The organism is Kitasatospora sp. NPDC087315 (genome assembly GCF_044744345.1).
Taxonomy (GTDB): Bacteria; Actinomycetota; Actinomycetes; order Streptomycetales; family Streptomycetaceae; genus Kitasatospora.
The window spans coordinates 39,426-54,721 of the sequence record NZ_JBIUYD010000044.1; the positions used below are offsets into that span (position 1 = coordinate 39,426).

The following is a 15,296-nucleotide window of genomic DNA, read 5'->3' on the forward strand; positions in this document are numbered from 1 at the left end:
TCGGGCGTAGGGGCGGGCGTAGGGGCGGGCGCGGTCACGGAGAGGGTGCCGGTCACGCAGGCGGTGCCGGTCACGGCGGTGGCGGGGTTCGGGTTCACTTGACGCTCCCTGCGGTCAGTCCGGCCTTCCAGTGCCGCTGGAGCAGCACGAACGCGAGCACGAGCGGCACGATGGCGAGCAGCGAGCCGGTGATGACCAGCGGGTAGTACTCGGGGAAGGCCTTGGTCTGGGCGTTCCAGCTGAACAGGCCGAGGCTGACCGGGAAGAGCCGGTTGTCGGAGAGCATCACCAGCGGCAGGAAGAAGTTGTTCCAGATGGCGGTGAACTGGAACAACAGCACGGTGACGAAGCCGGGCATCACCATCCGCAGCCCGATCGACCAGAAGGTGCGCAGTTCCCCGGCGCCGTCCATCCGGGCGGCCTCCAGGACCTCGTTCGGTACGTAGCCGGCGCAGAACACCCGGGCCAGGTAGACGCCGAAGGGGTTGACCAGCGAGGGCAGGAAGACCGCCCAGAAGGTGTTGACGATGCCGAGCTCGGAGGCCAGCAGGTACATCGGCAGGGCGAGTGCCGTGGTGGGCACGAGCACGCCCAGCAGCACGAGGCCGAACAGCTTCTCCTTGCCGGGGAAGCGGTAGACGTGGAAGGCGTAGCCGGCCGCGACGCACACCAGTGCGCACAGCAGGGAGCCGATCCCGGCGTACAGCAGCGAGTTCAGGTACCAGCGGAAGTAGATGCCGTCGCCGGTGGTGGCCAGGTCGTGCAGGTTCTGCCCGAGCCGGAAGTTGTCGGCGCCCAGGGCGTTCCCGCCGAGCAGGTCGGCGGTGTTCTTGGCGGAGGCGGTGAGCAGCCAGCCGAGCGGCCACAGGGTGTAGACGGTGGCCAGGACGAGGGTGCCGTTGACGGCGGTCCCGGAGAGCGTCCAGGGGCGGCGCGGCCGGTGCGCCCGGGTCGGCCGGCCCGGCGGGGCGGTGTTGGGGCGGGTGGCGGTGGTGGTCATGCGTCGGCCTCCCGCCGGGGTCCGGAGCGGCCGCGGGTGAGCCGGGTGACGGCGAAGGAGAGCCCCGCCGCGGCGAGGGCCAGCAGCACCGAGGAGGAGGCGGCGAGCCCGTAGTCGTGGCGCTCGAAGGCGGCCGTGTAGGCGTACATGTTCGGGGTCCAGGAGGAGGTGACGCCCGGCGAGGTGCCGTAGAGGATCACCGGCTCGGTGAACAGCTGGAGCGAGCCGATGACGGTGAACAGGCCGACCATCGCGATCGACGGCCGGATCAGCGGCACCTTGATGCTCAGGGCGGTGCGCAGCGGTCCGGCGCCGTCGACGACGGCGGCCTCCAGCACCGTGCGGTCGATGGCCTGCAGCGCGGCATAGAAGATGACCAGGTTGTAGCCGGTCCACTGCCACAGCGCCATGTTGACCACGGCGGGCAGCGGGTGGCCGAGCGGATCGGGCTGGGTGCCCAGGGCCTCCAGCGCGTCGAGCACGGGGCTGATGCCGGGGGTGTACAGGTACATCCACAGCAGGGCGGCGATGATGCCGGGCACGGCGTGCGGGATGAACAGCGTCAGCTGGAAGAAGCGCCGGGCGCGGGCCAGCGTGGAGTCCAGCAGCAGGGCCAGGACGAGCGCCAGGCCGGTCATCAGCGGGATGTAGAGCAGGCAATACTGCGCGGCGGTCAGGAACCCACCGCGGAACGCCTCGTCGCTCAGGGCCCGGGTGTAGTTGCCGAGCCCGGTGAAGACCGTCTCGGCGTCGCCGAAGCCGAGGCCGGAGCGGCGTTCGGTGAACAGGCTGAGCCTGATCGCGTAGCCGATCGGGATCAGCGTGCAGGCGGTGAAGAGCAGGAGGAACGGGGCGAGCAGCACGGCCGGTGCCCCGTACCGCCCGCTCCGCCGGCCGGCAGCGCGGGCGGTACGGCCGGGATGGGTGCCGGAGGTCACTGGGCGACCTTCAGTCCGCGGTTCTTGAACTCGGCGAGGGTGGCCTGCTGCGCGGTGGTGAGTGACTCGTCGATGGTGCCGGTCCGGCCGGCGACCTTGCCGAAGGAGTCCTTCAGCGAGCCGTTGGTGACGCCCATCGCCGGTCCCCAGGTCCAGCCCGGCTTGACGGACTTGGCGGCGTCCGTGTAGAGGGCGTAGAGGTCCTGGCCGCCGTAGAAGTCGGTGTTGAAGGCCTGCTTGGCGACCGGCACCAGCTCGGCGGCGGCCGGGTAGGCGGAGGAGGTGCCGGAGGAGATCCGGGCCTTGAAGCCGTCCGCGGTGGTGGTCGCCCAGGTGGCGAACTCGACGGCCGCCTTGGCCTTCTTGCTGTCCTTGGACACGGCGAAGGTGGTGCCGCCGAGCATGCCGCTGGCGGGGCTGCCGTCCCAGCTGGGCATCGGCGCGGCCGCCCAGGTGCCGTTGACCTCGGGGGTGGTGCCGACGTTGGCCTTGAGGACGCCGCCGCCCCAGGTGGCGCCGAGGTAGCCGGCCGTCTCGCCCTTCTGCAGGGACGCGGTCCACTGCTGGCTGAAGGACGGCATGACGCGCACGAGGTCCTCGTCGGCCAGCTTCTGCCAGTACTCGGAGACCTTGCGGGTCTCCGGCCCGGTCAGGTCGGCCTTCCAGGCCTCGTCGGCGGCGGCGAACCAGTGGGCGCCGTTCTGCCAGGCCATCGCCTCGAAGGTGGTCGGGTCGTCGGGGAAGAAGGTGGCGATGCGGGTGTCGGGCTGGGCCGCCTTCAACTGCTGCGCCGCGGTGCGGAACTCGTCCCAGGTCCTGGGGACGGTGATGCCGGCCTTGGCGAAGAGGTCCTTGCGGTAGTAGAAGACCTGGGGGGAGGCGTCCAGCGGCAGGGCCCAGGTCCGGCCGCCGAGCGAGGTGAGCTCGACGGCCTGCGGCAGGTACTTGGCCTTGAGGTCGTCGCCGACGAGCTTGCTGATGTCCTGGACGGCACCCTGGCTGACGAAGTCCGGCAGCTGCGGGTACTCGACGTTGAAGACGTCGGGGGCGTTGCCGGCCTTGACCGCGTTGGAGAGCTTGGCGTAGCCGCCGGCCGCGCCCGCCGGGATCTCCTCGAAGGTGACCTGGATGTCCGGGTGGCTCGCGTTGAACGCGGCGACCACGTCCTTGGTGCCCTTCGCCCAGCCCCAGAAGGTCAGGCTGACCGGCTTGCCGTCGTCCGCGGCGGCGGCCCCGTCGCCGCTGCTGCCGCAGGCGGCGAGCAGGGTGACGCAGAGCGCGGCCGAGGTGGCCGCAGCGGCGGCGCGGAGGGCTCTGCGCCGGGAGATGGGGGTCGAGCGCATGGGTGGGCTCCTTACGGCGAGGGTGCGCGGGCCCCGGGACGGTCGGCTCCGACCGGGGACCCGCAGAGGGTGGGGGCGATTGGCTGTCATCCTGAGCAGGTCGGCGATCGGAGTCAAGAGATTTGGATCAAATGATCTGACCTGATCGACCTGTCCAGTCGTCGGCAGAGTCGCCGTGACCTCGGTAAATCCCGAAAAGTCGGGGCAGATGGCCCCTGGGGCGGCAACATCACAATCCGATCAAGCCGCTCATTTGATCGCCGTGGCTTGACGAATGATCAAGTGCTGCCTAGATTCCGGCTCACCACCCGATCACGGAGGACCTCATGCGCCTGCCCCCGGAGGACCGCGACCTCAGCCCGTACACCGGCTGGACCAGGGAGCACTGGGAGGCGGTGGCCGACGCCCTGCTGACCGCGGTCCGCCCGTACGCCAGTCCCGCCGGAGCGCTGATCGACCTGCCCGGCCCCCGCCCGAGCCGCTCCGGGCGCCGCTCCGACGGCCTGGAGGGCTTCGCCCGCACCTTCCTGCCCGCCGCCCTGCGGGTGGCGGGCGCGGGCGGCGCCGATCCGCACGGCCTGCTGGCGCACTACGCCGCCGGACTCGACGCCGGCACCCGGACCCCCACCGGCGAGCGCGACCTCGCCGACGGCGACCGAGAGTCCTGGCCGCTGATCACCGACCGGGGCCAGGCCATGGTCGAGGCCGCCTCCATCGCCTTCGCGCTGCGCCTCACCCGCCCCTGGCTGTGGGACCGGCTGCCCGGACCCGTCCGCGACCGGGTCGGCCGCTGGCTCGCCGACGCCCTGCACCGCGCGCCCAACGACAACAACTGGTGGCTCTTCCCGCTGTCCGTCGGCGGCTTCCTCGCCGAGGCCGGCATCGCCGAACCCGAGGCCCGCGCCGCGGTCCGCCGCGGGCTGGAGCACATCGACCGCTGGTACCTCGGCGACGGCTGGTACACCGACGGCCGCCCCCGCGCCTTCGACCACTACAACGGCTGGGCCCTGCACCTCTACCCCGTCCTGCACGCCCACCTCGCCGACGACCGGGCCCTGCGCGCCGAGTACGGCGAACGCCTCGCCGCCCACCTGGCCGGCTACGCCCACACCTTCGGGGCCGACGGCGCGCCCGTCCACCAGGGCCGCTCGCTCACCTACCGCTTCGCCGCCACGGCCCCCCTGTGGGCCGGGGCCCTCACCGGCCAGACCCCGCTCGCCCCCGGTACGACCCGCCGCCTCGCCTCCGGCGCCCTGCGCCACTTCGTCGACCGCGGCGCCGTCGACGACCGGGGCCTGCTCACCCTCGGCTGGCACGGACCCGACCTCCGGCTCGTCCAGGTCTACTCCGGCCCCGCCTCCCCGTACTGGGCCGGCAGCGCCTTCCTCGGCCTGCTGCTCCCGCCTGGCCACCCGGTGTGGACCGCGCCCGAGGGGCCCGCACCCGCCGAGGAACGCGACACCGTCCTCGCCCTGCCCGGGCCCGGCTGGCTGGTGCAGTCCACCGCCGCCGACGGCCTGGTCCGGCTGCACAACCACGGCAGCGACGACCAGCCCGCGGACGCCGTCGGGCCCGACGACCCGCACTACGCGCGGCTCGCCCACTCCACCGCCACCGGGCCGGCCTTCGAGGGCCCCGCCGACAACCACCTCGCCCTGCTGACGGACGCCGGACCCACCGAACGCGGCCGCGTCCACCCCCTGGGCACCGGGCCCGGCTGGGCCGCCTCCCGCTGGCACCCGCGCGTCGGCGGCCGTGAACTGCCCGGTGTCACAGTCACCTCGCTCACCCTCGCCCGTGGCGCCGAGGAGGTCCGGGCCCACCTGGTCACCGGCGGGCCGGATGGCACCCCGGTCACCCAGACCGGCTGGGCCGTCGCGGGCCGGCGCACCGAGCAGCACGCCGTCACGGGCGTCCGCACCGGGCAACACGCCGGCGCGGGCGTCCGGGCCGACGGTCGGCTCGTCTCCGAGCTGCACGCCCTGTCCGGCTTCACCGCCGCAGACAGCGAACGGGTCCCCGGCGGCACCGCGTTCGGCCCGGAGGCGGCGCTGCCCCGGCTCACCGGGGAACTGCCCACCGACGGCCCCGCCCTGTTCGCCTGCGCCGCCAGGCTCACCGTCGCCGAACAGCCGCCCGCCCTCGCCGACGCCCTCACCCTGGAGGTCCGGCCGGACGAGCGGGACCCGGCGGCCGTCGTGTTGATCGTCCGCCCCGCCGGCGCCCCGGGCCTGTGGATCCGGCTGGCACCCGGCGCGGTCACCGTCCTCCCCGCCGAGCGGGACTGAACCGCCGTGCCCCTCGCCCTCGCCACCCTCGGCCTGCCCGGGCTCCCGCTGGACCGGGCCGCCGCCCTCGCCGCCGAGCACGGCTGGCACGGCCTCGAACTGCGCTGCGCCGACGGCCAGCCGGTCCGCCTCGGGCTGGACGCGGACGAACGCCGGCGCGCGGCCCGGCTGCTGTCCGCCGCCGGGGTCGTCCCGCTGACCCTCGCCTCCTACGTCGGTGTCGCCGCCCCCGGGCCGGACGCGCCGGTGCTCGCCGGGCTGACCGCCCACCTGCGGCTGGCCGCCGACCTCGGCTGCCGCCGCCTGCGGGTCTTCCCGCACGGCGGCCCCGGCCCGGCGGCCGAGGCCGACGAACGCGCGGTCCGCAGGCTGCGCGGGGCGGCCCCGCAGGCGGTGGCCCTCGGCGTGCGGATCCTCGTCGAGACCCACGACTCGCACCGCGCCGGCGACGCGCTGGCACCGCTGCTGCGCCGGGTGGGTCACCCCGCGGTCGGCGCGCTCTGGGACCTGCTGCACACCTGGCTGGCTGGCGAGACCCCGGCGCAGACCTACCGGGCGCTCGGCCCCCACCTGGGGTACGTGCAGGTCAAGGACGTCGCCTCGGCGGACGACCTCACCCCGCTGCCGCTCGGCGCGGGCGTGCTGCCGATCGCCGACTGCCTGCACCTGCTGCCGCCCGGTGCCTGGGCGGCCTGGGAGTACGAGGCCCCCTGGCACCCGCGCGCCGCGCCCCTCGCGCCGCAGCTGGGCCCCGGGGCGCGGCACCTGTCCGCGCTGCTTCCGGGCTAGCCGGGGCGGCGGGGCCGGCCGGGTCGGTCGTCCCGGCCAGCCGCACCCGGTGCGGGTGTGCCGTGCACGAAGCGTCCCGGTACCCGCCCGCCGGGCCCCTCACACCAGGGGCGCGGCGTTTGCGCGTGGTGCCGCCCGATCGGCCCCGCAGGAGGCGCGCACGTGCAGGACCGGGAGCAGCGCGGTGCGGTGCACCGGCAGGTCGGCGCCGGACGCCAGACGGCGCAGCAGCAGGTCGACCGCGGCCCCGCCCACCGCGCGCTTGGGCGGGGCGACGGCGGTCAGCGGGGGTGCGGCGAGCGCGGCGAAGACGTCGTCGTAGGCGACCAGCGCCACGTCCGCGGGCACCGCGAGACCGGCCGCGCGCAGCAGCGGCGCCAGCCGCAGCGCGTCCTGGTCGTTGTGGACGAGCGCCGCCCGGGTCCCGGACCGCACGGCCTCGGCGATCCGCGCCACCAGCAGCTCGGGGTCGGCCGGCACGTTGCCGGGCCCGAGCGTGTCCAGCGCCGGCAGGGCGGGCAGCCCGAGCAGCCGGGTGCCCTCCTGGTACCCGGCCCGCACCTCGGCGGCCGTCCAGGAGTCGCCCCGGGCGGCCAGCAGCACGCTCCGGTGGCCGAGCCCGGCCAGGTGGCGCAGGGCGCTCAGCACCCCGTGGCGGTGGTCGGAGGCCACGGTGTCCAGTCCGGACCCGGGGCCGTCCGGGGTGGGGGAGCGGCGTTCCACCAGCACGGCGGGCACCGGCAGGGTGTCCAGCCAGGCGTAGTCCTCGACCGCCCGGCCGGGGACCAGCCCCGGGGCCAGCAGGAGGCCCTCGGCGCCGGACTCCAGCAGGCGCTCGGCCTGCAGCCGGTCACCGCCCGCCCCGTACGGGGCGATGCCCAGGACCAGCCGGGCCCCGGCGGTCGCGGCGGCGGCCCGGGCCCCGGCGATCACCTCGTCGAAGTAGGAGCCGACCGAGGGCACCAGCAGGCCGAGGGCGCGGCCCTCTCCGGGGCCGGGGGCGATCGGCGGTCCGGCGGCGTCCGGACGTTCCAGGGAGACGAAGCCGTGCGAGCGGGAGAGCCGGCCGGCGTCGGCGAGCGCGGCGACGTCGCGGCGGACCGTCACGGCCGGGATGTCCAGCCGGTCGGCCAGCTCCGTGAGGCGGACCCGCCCGCCGAGCTCGCCGACGGCCGACACGATCAGCCTGCGGCGCTCTTCCCCCGAAACGGCCATCCTGGCCTCCCTCTCTCGTGCCCGCCGAAGCGTCGTCCGGAAGCGGTCCGCCGATGATATTCCGATCGAAGAGTATCGTTCGATCGAAAATTGATCAATAATGCCGGTGATTGCCGATCGATTGACCGTGCGATCACCGAGCTCCTAGGGTGTCCCCGGTGGCCGCCGCGCCCGCAGCCACCCGCGCGGCCGTGCGCCCGGACCCACCCGAGGTCCCACGCCCTTCACTCCCGCCTTCTCGTCACCCCCCTCACTCCCGCTCCCCTCCCGCGGAGGACCCGATGGCCGACCAGGCCCCCCACCCCGCCCTCACCACCGACGGCGATACCTTCCTGCGCGACGGACGTCCGCACCGGATCGTCTCCGCCGCCGTCCACTACTTCCGCATCCGCCCCGAACAGTGGACCGACCGCCTCACCCGGCTGCGCGCCATGGGCGTCAACACCGTCGAGACCTACGTCGCCTGGAACTTCCACCAGCCCACGCCCGACCGTGCCGACTTCACCGGCGACCGCGACCTCGCCGCCTTCGTCCGCGCCGCCGGCGACCTCGGCCTCGACGTCATCGTCCGCCCGGGCCCGTACATCTGCGCCGAATGGGAGTTCGGCGGCCTGCCCGGCTGGCTGCTCGCCGACCCCGCGATGCGGCTGCGCCGCCTGGATCCGCCCTTCCTCGCCGCCGTGGACGCCTGGTTCGACCACCTGGTGCCCGTGCTGCTCCCGCTGCTCTCCTCCCGCGGCGGCCCGGTGGTCGCCGTCGCCGTGGAGAACGAGTACGGCAGCTACGGCAACGACACCGCCTACCTCGAACACCTGAGGGACACCCTGGTCGCCCGCGGCGTGGACGTCCTGCTGTTCACCGCCGACGGCGCCGAGGACGGCTTCCAGCTCGGCGGCCGGGTGCCCGGACTCCTCACCACCGGCACCTTCGGCTCCCGCCCCGAGGAGTCCCTCGCCTGCCTGCGCCGTCACCAGCCGGTCGGCCCGCTGGTCACCATGGAGTACTGGTGCGGCTGGTTCGACCACTGGGGCACGCCCCACCACGTGCGCGACGCCGAGGACGCCGCCGCCGTGCTCGACGCCCAGCTCGCCGCCGGCGCCTCGGTCAACATGTACATGGGCCACGGCGGCACCAACTTCGGCTGGTGGAACGGAGCCAACCACGACGGCACCACCTACCAGCCGGACGTCACCAGCTACGACTACGACGCCCCGGTCGGCGAGGCCGGCGAACTCACCGAGAAGTTCCACCGCTTCCGCGAGGTGATCGAACGCCACCTCGGCCCCAACCCCCATCCGCTGCCGCCGCTGCCCGCCCGCCTCGCCCCCCGCACCGCCCCCGTCACCGCGAGCCGCCCGCTGCTCGGCGCCCTCGGTGAGCTCTCCACCGCGCACCGCCTCCGCGAGCCCCGCCCGATGGAGGAACTCGGCCAGAACCTCGGCCTCATCCACTACCGCACCCGCCTGCGCGGCCCGCTCGCCCACGGCGACCTGCGCGTGGACGGCCTCGCCGACCGCGCCCAGGTCTTCCTCGACGGCGAGCCGCTCGGCGTCCTCGACCGCAACCACCCGGAGCAGGCCCTGCCGCTGCGGGTGCCCGAGGGCGGCGCCGTGCTCGACCTGCTCGTCGAGAACCTGGGCCGGATCAACTACGGCCCGCTGCTGCGCGATCCCAAGGGCATCACCGGCGGTGTCCGGGTCGACCGGCAGTACCAGTTCGGCTGGGAGGTGCGCCCGCTGCCCCTTGACGACCCGACGGCCCTCGCCCTCGGCGCGCCCTCCACCGCCGACGGACCCGCCTTCCACCGCGCCGAACTGACCGTCGACACCCCCGCCGACGGCTTCCTCGCCCTGCCCGGATTCACCAAGGGCATGGTCTGGCTGAACGGCTTCGCGCTCGGCCGCTACTGGGACCGCGGCCCGCAGCGCACCCTCTACGCCCCGGCGCCGCTCTGGCGGGCCGGCGCCAACGACCTGCTGATCCTCGAACTCCACCGCCCGGGCGACCACGTCGAACTCGTCGAGGGCCCCGACCTCGGCCCGGTCGTCCCCGAGGAGCGGTACGGCTCCTGACCCCTCCCGCCCCGCGGGGCGGGCACCGGCCGTCCGTCCGCTGACCGAGTGGTAGGTTCCTGTCCACTTCGACAGACCGGCCCACCGACAGGGAGTGCCATGCCGATCCCGGCGGACGATCGCCGCGCCCGCATCCTCGACACGGTGCGCGGCCTGGGCACCGTCCGGGTGGTGGACCTCGCCGAGCGGCTGGGCCTGCCCGCCGTCACCGTCCGCCGGGACGTTGCGGCCCTCGCCGACGCCGGCCTGCTCCGCCGCACCCACGGCTCCGTCTCGTTCGGCGGCCCTGCGGCCGCGGCCGCCCCCGCGCCGGCCCGCCCCGCCGAGGCCCCCACCCTGGGGCTGCTCGTCCCCGCCGTGGTGCAGTACTTCGACGAGGTGATCACCGGCGCGCGCACCGCCGCCGCCGAGGCCGGCGTCCACCTGGTCCTCGGCATCTCCTCGTACGAGGCCAGCGCCGACCGCGTCCAGGTCGACCAGCTCCTCGCCTCCGGCGTCCAGGGCCTGCTGCTCGCCCCGAACTGGACCGCCGCCGACCGCCCCGAGGACCACGCCTGGGTGGCCGAACTCCCCGTCCCCGCCGCCCTGCTGGAACGCCGGCCGGCCGCTGGCAGCCCCGCCGACGCCCTCGACGCGGTCGGCTCCGACCACCGGCACGGCGTCCTGCTCGCCCTGCGCCACCTCGCCGCCCTCGGCCACCGCCGGGTGGCCCTGGCGGCCCGCACCGACACCTGGACGGCCCACCAGGTCCGCCTGGGCTACGCCGAGGCCTGCCGCACGCTCGACCTGCCCGCCGAACCCGTCATCGACGTCCGCACCCTGGCCGACGGCGTCGACGGCGTCGCCCATCGGCTCGCCGCGGCGGTCGCCGACGGCGTCGGCGCCGCGCTCGTGCACAACGACCAGGACGCCCTGCAACTGCTTCCCCTGCTGCGGGCCAGGGGCGTGCGAGTCCCCGAGGATCTCGCCCTGGTCACCTACGACGACGTGTTCGCCGCCCTCGGCGCCCCGCCACTGACCGCCGTGGCCCCGCCCAAACGCGCCGTCGGCGCCGCCGCGGTCGACCTCCTGCTCCGACGCCTGGCCGCCACCGGACCCGCCCTGCCGGTCCACCACCTGGACCTCCTCCCGACCCTGACGGTACGCGAGTCCTCCGGAGCCTGACCGCGGCCGGGCCACTGTGCTACCGAGTCCTCGACGCCATCCAGGACCTGATGCGGCCCAGGACCGGCGAATGCCCCCGTGGGGTCCTGTCCGGCACGGCAGGAGAGCAGGACGTCGGGGCCCTGGGCGCTCTCCCGGCGCAGGATGTGAGCTGCTCCGGCCTTCGTGGAGTCCCTGATGTCTGGGTTTGTTGCGATCCAGGCGTAAGGAGAACCACGAGCAATGCCAGCACCACGCAAGTACCCCGATGAACTCCGCGAGCGCGCCGTACGCGAGTCGCCCATGTGGCCCGCGACCTCGGCATCCACCAGGAGGCCCTGCGGTCCCGGGTCCGGCAGGCCGAGGCCGACGCCGGAGAGCGGGACGACCGCCTCACCACCGTCGAGCGCGACGAGCTGAAGGAACTCCGCAGGGAAGCCGCCGAGTTGAGGCGGGCCAAGGAGATCCTGAAGGCCGCCAGCGTGTTTTTTGCCCAGGAGATCGGCCGTCCCCGGACGAGGCCGAGCAGGTGATCGACCACCTTCGTGACGGCTTCGGGGCCGATCCCGTCTGCCGGGTGCCCGCCGAGGACGAGCATCTTCGACTCGGACGGCAGCACCACGCGACGCCCGAGCTCCCACTCGCGGCACAACCCCGACGTCCGCATCCCGGGGACCACCTCACGGCGGGCACGCACCGCCTGGTCCGACCCCCCTGTGTCCGCCCTGGCCCGGCGGCCGGGGCGGACACAGGGCGCGCCCGTCAGGCGTGGATGCCCTGCCCCGGGGTGAGGATCCCCGCCGGGTCGAAACGTCGCTTCGCCGCCACCACCGACGACCACCGCGCCCCGTAGTGTCGGCCCCAGTCCGCGCCCGTCATCCCCGGGATCGCTCCGATCAGGTAGCGTTTGCCGCCCAGTGCTACCGCTCGTTCGTACAGCCGTCGGTTGCGGGTGAGCATAGCTGCGGTATCCGTGTCGGGGCCGGGGAACGCCAGCAGGTCGAAGTGCCAGCCCACCGGTTCGTCGGGTATCACCGCCAGTGGGCGGGTGAACCGTTTCGCCGTGTACGGGTAGAACAACAGGATCCCCGCTCCCAGATCCTCCGGCGTCAACACCTCCGCCGCCTCCCGCATGAACGTTTCCGCACGCGAGGCCGGCAGGAACAGGCTCAGCCACGGCTTCGGCAGCCCCCAGTACCCGGCCGCCTTCAGGTATCCCGCGAAAGCGTCGACCCGGAACGCGTACTCGCGTACCCCCTGGTCCGTCACCGTCGTCTCACCCGCCGCGCACCGCAGTCCCCGCAGCAGCGCATCCCGGTCCGGTAGCGTCGTGCCGTCGTAGTGTGCCACCGCTTCCACCTTGTACCGCCACCGGGTACCGGCCGTGTCCCGTACCACCTCGCCGACCTGCAGGTCGAACCGTTCCTCGGCCATCAGCCGTTCCTGGTCCGCCAGATACGTGCCCAGGTCGTCGTAGAACAGGTTGAACACCAGTGCCCGTTCCCGTGCCGGTACCAGCCGCACCGTCGCCCGTACGATGATCCCGACCTGACCGCCGCCGGCCAGTACCGCGTCGAACAGTTCCCGGTTGCGTGTCGCGCTGGCCGTCACCAGCTGTCCCTGCCCGGTCACCACGTCGACCGACTCGACCGTGTCCGCCTGCAGTCCGAACCGCTGCACACCACCGCCGATCCCGCCGACACTCAGCGTCCCGCCCACCGACAGGTGCAGATAGTCCGTCAGGCACGGGGGCATCCACCCCTTCGCCAGCGCCGCGTCCGTCAGCCGCGCCCACGTCACACCGGCCTCCACCACGGCCCGCCCCGGGGCGAGGGAGACGATCCGGTCCAGACCCCGGGCGTCGATCGCGACACCGCCGGGCGCACCGGCCTGCCCGTAGCTGGAGTGCGACTCCAACTGCGCCGCGCCGGTGCCGGTGTCCGGGTTCCCGCTCTGTCCGTTCATGGCGACGGGGATCCGGTGGCGGCGGGCGAAGCCGACCACCTCCACGATGTCGCGTACCGACCCGGGGTGCAGTACGGCGCGTGGCGCGGCGTTCACCAGGTGTCCGAAGTCGCCGGCGAACCGGGCGAGTTCAGTGCCTCCGGTGACCATCGTCCCGTCCAGGCGCGGCAGTGCCGCGACTCCCGGCGGCACGCCCGCGCCGGACTCCCCGCCACCGGCGGCACCGGGGGTGCCGGGGGCGAGGGCCCATGTGCGCCCGGCGGTGTTCCAGCCGATCACCGCGGCCGCCGCACCGGCGAGGAGACCGCGGCGCGGCAGATCCGACCTGCTCATATCAGGATCCTCCGATCAATCGTCAAAGAGGGATTGTTGTACCGCAGCAGGCACCTACCCGCGCAATCCCCGCGTCGCTGAAGCCGCTCCGACCGCTCCAGCCGCGCCAGTGCCTCCAGCGCCCGGGCGAGCACCTTCGCCCGGTACGGGGGGCCTCGTGAAGCGCCCGCGCCACCCGCCCGGCCTCCTCCAGCAGCGCCCACCGGGCCCGCGGCAGCTTCCGTACCTCGGGCCACTCGCAGGCCCCCATCAGCACGTACGCCAGCTTCGACCCGTACACCCGCGGACTGACCTCCGTCAGCAGCCGGTACACCCACCGTGCATCCGCGCCCGCCTGCGCGGCACCCGCCGGTCGCACGTGGGCAGCAGCGTCTGTGCCTGCCACGTCAGGTCCTGGTCCACCGTCATGTTCCTCCTCGTTCCTTCGCGTCTGTTCCGGGGCCGGGCGGCAGGGCACACGTGCCGGCTTCCGGCGGGCGGGTGCGGGTGCGGGTACGGGTACGGGGTCGGGGGAGTGGGTGACGATGAGTCCGCGCCTTGCCCGCCACTGCCGGGCAAGGCGGAACCGGCGTGCGCTGTGTCCTGTGGTGCGGAGGCGGGTGTCCGGTGTTGTGTGGTGCGGCAGCGTTCTGCCGTGTGGATCCGGGTGTTCGCTGCCGTGTGGTGTGGTCGTGTCCGGGTCTAGCGTGGGCGTCCATGAGGACACCCGTACTGGCCATCTCTCTTGTCTCCCTCGTCTGTCTTGTGACGGGCGCCGCCCCGGCCGCCGCCGGGCCCTTACCGGACGCGAACGGACCCGGTTGCGGCGACCACCGTGCCGTGGCGCATGCACTGGAGCGGCTCACCGGCGAGTACCGGCTGGCCGGAGCGGTCGTGGAGGTGGCCGATCCCGTCTGCGGACGCTGGAGCCTGGCCTCCGGCCGGGCCGACCTGGACACCGGGCGCCCGGCGAGTGCCGGGGACCGTCTGCGGATCGGCAGCATCACGAAGACGTTCACCGCGACCGTGGTCCTCCAGCTCGTCGACGAGGGCCGGCTCTCCCTCGACGCCACCGTGGACGACTACCTGCCCGGACTGGTCCGCGGCAACGGCTACGACGGCCGCACCATCACGGTGCGCCAGCTCCTCCAGCACACCAGCGGCCTGCCCGACCACGCCGACGCGTTCGCCACCGCCGACACCGACTGGCTGCGCCACCACGACTTCACGCCCAGGGAACTCGTCGAGGCGGCGCTGCGGCTTCCCCCTCCCGCCACCACCTGGCACTACTCGACCACCAACTATGTCCTGGCGGGTCTGCTGATCGAGCGGGTCACCGGCCGCAGTTACGAGAGCGAGACGGAGCGGCGGATCATCCGGCCGCTGGGGCTGCGTGACACCTACTGGCCCGGTGGCTCCGAGGTCATCCGCGGGCGGCATTCCCACAGCTACTTCACCGTCGAGCGGGACGGTGCGGCGGTGCGGGTGGACGGTACCCGCTGGAACACCTCCGCGGGCGGCGCGGGCGGCGCGCTCGTCTCCACGCCCTCCGACGTCAACCGTTTCCTCGACGCCCTGCTCGGCGGGCGGCTGCTGTCCCCGCGGCAGCTCGCCCGGATGCGGGACACGGTGCCCGGCGATCCCGGCCGGCTGGGCCCGGGCGGCCGTTACGGACTCGGGCTGATCACCTCCCCGCTGTCCTGCGGCGGGCAGTGGAGCGGTCACACCGGGTCGACCCGGGCCGGGCACCACGCCATCACCGCGATGGCGCCCGGCGGCCGCCACCTGACGGTCGCCGTCAACGAGACCCCGACCACCGAGGAGAGCGTCGCCGCCTTCGTCGCCGTCGTGGACACCGCCCTGTGCGAACCCCCGGCACGGCACCCGGCCTAACGCCCGGCACAGCGCCCGGCCGGGCCCACGGACCCGGCGCGGGCCCGGTGCGGGCCCGGTGCGGCACCGGCTGACGGGGCGTCGCGGGCGGGGGCCTGTCGTCAAACCTCCCGCCTGCGCGCCGACGCCCCCAGCTTTCGGCCGGGAGGTGCCCCCACCGCATCGCGTCCCTCCTCCGCCCTTGCGATGCACGCATCCCAGCGTCGTCACGCCCGCCCTCCGGGCGGACGACGGGGGCTAGCCTCAATGCCGGTGACTTTGTGGTCGGTGTCTCGTTGGTTGTGGTGTGGCGAGGGTGGGGCAGGTCAAGTCGCCTGCGGATGAGCGGATATCGGACC

Annotated in this window: 10 protein-coding genes and 1 pseudogene; 6 read left to right on the forward strand and 5 right to left on the reverse strand. The window is 74.2% G+C overall.

What is annotated here, in order from left to right; translation table 11 throughout:
* Positions 1-94: 94 nt before the first annotated feature.
* Genes ACIO5D_RS37510 through ACIO5D_RS37520 form a run of 3 tightly spaced genes read right to left on the reverse strand, consistent with a single transcriptional unit; the run spans position 95 to position 3,281 of the window.
* Positions 95-1,000: a carbohydrate ABC transporter permease gene (locus ACIO5D_RS37510; RefSeq protein WP_363608202.1), complete on the reverse strand. Its 906-nt coding sequence runs from the start codon at positions 998-1,000 to the stop codon at positions 95-97.
* Positions 997-1,938 (reverse strand): carbohydrate ABC transporter permease, encoded by a 942-nt coding sequence (locus tag ACIO5D_RS37515; protein ID WP_400652634.1) that lies wholly within the window; start codon positions 1,936-1,938, stop codon positions 997-999. Before ACIO5D_RS37515 ends, ACIO5D_RS37510 begins: the two co-directional genes overlap by 4 nt.
* Entirely contained in the window at positions 1,935-3,281 is a 1,347-nt protein-coding gene (locus ACIO5D_RS37520) for a sugar ABC transporter substrate-binding protein (protein ID WP_363608201.1), read from the reverse strand. The genes ACIO5D_RS37515 and ACIO5D_RS37520 overlap by 4 nt, the downstream gene beginning before the upstream one ends.
* 326 nt (positions 3,282-3,607) lie before the next feature.
* Between ACIO5D_RS37520 and ACIO5D_RS37525 the strand changes: the two genes are divergently transcribed.
* Positions 3,608-5,569, forward strand: coding sequence for a DUF2264 domain-containing protein (locus ACIO5D_RS37525; RefSeq protein WP_400800754.1), 1,962 nt, complete (start codon positions 3,608-3,610; stop codon positions 5,567-5,569).
* Positions 5,570-5,575: 6 nt separating this feature from the next.
* Positions 5,576-6,358, forward strand: a complete 783-nt coding sequence (locus ACIO5D_RS37530) for a sugar phosphate isomerase/epimerase family protein (RefSeq protein WP_400800756.1) — start codon at positions 5,576-5,578, stop codon at positions 6,356-6,358.
* A gap of 99 nt (positions 6,359-6,457) precedes the next feature.
* On the opposite strand, the gene ACIO5D_RS37535 is transcribed toward ACIO5D_RS37530, so the two are convergent.
* On the reverse strand, positions 6,458-7,573 hold the full coding sequence (locus ACIO5D_RS37535; protein WP_363608198.1) for a substrate-binding domain-containing protein: 1,116 nt from the start codon (positions 7,571-7,573) through the stop codon (positions 6,458-6,460).
* 281 nt (positions 7,574-7,854) lie between these two features.
* Between ACIO5D_RS37535 and ACIO5D_RS37540 the strand changes: the two genes are divergently transcribed.
* The 3 genes and pseudogenes from ACIO5D_RS37540 to ACIO5D_RS37550 all read left to right on the forward strand — a co-directional run.
* Positions 7,855-9,645: a beta-galactosidase family protein gene (locus ACIO5D_RS37540; RefSeq protein ID WP_400800758.1), complete on the forward strand. Its 1,791-nt coding sequence runs from the start codon at positions 7,855-7,857 to the stop codon at positions 9,643-9,645.
* A 99-nt stretch (positions 9,646-9,744) separates the two neighbouring features.
* Positions 9,745-10,809 (forward strand): substrate-binding domain-containing protein, encoded by a 1,065-nt coding sequence (locus ACIO5D_RS37545; RefSeq protein WP_400757038.1) that lies wholly within the window; start codon positions 9,745-9,747, stop codon positions 10,807-10,809.
* A gap of 222 nt (positions 10,810-11,031) precedes the next feature.
* A pseudogene (locus tag ACIO5D_RS37550) lies at positions 11,032-11,315 on the forward strand (transposase); the annotation flags it as partial.
* 235 nt (positions 11,316-11,550) lie between these two features.
* On the opposite strand, the gene ACIO5D_RS37555 reads toward ACIO5D_RS37550, so the two are convergent.
* On the reverse strand, positions 11,551-13,086 hold the full coding sequence (locus ACIO5D_RS37555) for an FAD-binding protein (RefSeq protein WP_363608194.1): 1,536 nt from the start codon (positions 13,084-13,086) through the stop codon (positions 11,551-11,553).
* Between the two features lie 819 nt (positions 13,087-13,905).
* On the opposite strand from ACIO5D_RS37555, the gene ACIO5D_RS37560 reads away from it, so the two are divergent.
* Positions 13,906-14,958, forward strand: coding sequence for a serine hydrolase domain-containing protein (locus ACIO5D_RS37560; protein WP_363608193.1), 1,053 nt, complete (start codon positions 13,906-13,908; stop codon positions 14,956-14,958).
* The last annotated feature ends 338 nt before the right edge of the window (positions 14,959-15,296 follow it).

Excerpts from the sequence above, each read along its gene's own strand:
- ACIO5D_RS37510 (WP_363608202.1), bottom strand. The coding sequence starts at position 1,000 with ATGACCACCACCGCCACCCGCCCCAACACCGCCCCGCCGGGCCGGCCG.
- ACIO5D_RS37520 (WP_363608201.1), bottom strand. The coding sequence starts at position 3,281 with ATGCGCTCGACCCCCATCTCCCGGCGCAGAGCCCTCCGCGCCGCCGCT.
- ACIO5D_RS37525 (WP_400800754.1), top strand. The coding sequence starts at position 3,608 with ATGCGCCTGCCCCCGGAGGACCGCGACCTCAGCCCGTACACCGGCTGG.
- ACIO5D_RS37535 (WP_363608198.1), bottom strand. The coding sequence starts at position 7,573 with ATGGCCGTTTCGGGGGAAGAGCGCCGCAGGCTGATCGTGTCGGCCGTC.
- ACIO5D_RS37540 (WP_400800758.1), top strand. The coding sequence starts at position 7,855 with ATGGCCGACCAGGCCCCCCACCCCGCCCTCACCACCGACGGCGATACC.
- ACIO5D_RS37545 (WP_400757038.1), top strand. The coding sequence starts at position 9,745 with ATGCCGATCCCGGCGGACGATCGCCGCGCCCGCATCCTCGACACGGTG.
- ACIO5D_RS37555 (WP_363608194.1), bottom strand. The coding sequence starts at position 13,086 with ATGAGCAGGTCGGATCTGCCGCGCCGCGGTCTCCTCGCCGGTGCGGCG.